We start from the raw sequence: 220 nt of genomic DNA on the forward strand, positions 1-220 counted from the left end.
AGAGGAGGTTGAGCCTCAGGAGAGGACTAGAACTCGGCCCACTCTTCGCCGGCCTCGGCGAGGGCGGCGGGCTTGGGGGCCTTGCGCGCGGGTGCGGCCGGGGCGCCCTTGGCCTTGGCCTTTTGGGCTGGGGCATTGGGCTTGGCGGCTGGGGCGCGTGCCGGGGCGATGTAAGCGGTCTTTGATTCGTCCATGCGGAACACGGCGACGGCTTCTGCGA

At 70.0% G+C, this 220-nt stretch carries 1 protein-coding gene; it reads right to left on the reverse strand.

The genetic code is table 11. The annotated features are described in order from the left end of the window. Nucleotides 1-26: 26 nt before the first annotated feature. Nucleotides 27-220: hypothetical protein (locus tag G8346_RS01575; RefSeq protein WP_206202531.1), on the reverse strand; the 194-nt coding region annotated here is incomplete at its 5' end.

Origin of the sequence: Thioalkalivibrio sp. XN279 (assembly GCF_011089885.1) — a bacterium.
Classification (GTDB): domain Bacteria; phylum Pseudomonadota; class Gammaproteobacteria; order Steroidobacterales; family XN24; genus XN24.